A 292-nucleotide genomic window follows, 5' to 3' on the forward strand; every position below is an offset into this window, starting at 1 on the left:
CGTCCGCGAGGAGCATGCCCTCGTGCGGGACGGGGTCGATGGCGCCCGGGTAGGCGCTCGTGGCGCGCAGCGCGGGGTACAGCTCGCCCCGGTGCAGGTACACGAGGCGGCCCGACAGGACGTCCGTGGCGGTCACGACGAGCGGCACGGGCAGCTCCTCGAAGGTCCGTGGCAGGTACGACGCGAGGAAGGCGTCGAACGCACCGGGCCGCACGAGTCCGCTGCCGGGCCGCAGGTCGAGCAGGCTGCGCCACGAGAGGCTCTCGGCGGCCCGTTCGATCACGTCGGGCGG

The 292-nt window shown here is 74.7% G+C and carries 1 protein-coding gene; it reads right to left on the reverse strand.

Translation table 11 applies throughout. The features are described 5' to 3' along the window. Positions 1 to 292 (reverse strand): patatin-like phospholipase domain-containing protein (locus DEIPI_RS39800; RefSeq protein ID WP_483782850.1); only part of this gene is annotated, 292 nt, incomplete at both ends.

Source organism: Deinococcus pimensis DSM 21231 (assembly GCF_000519345.1).
Classification (GTDB): domain Bacteria; phylum Deinococcota; class Deinococci; order Deinococcales; family Deinococcaceae; genus Deinococcus_A; species Deinococcus_A pimensis.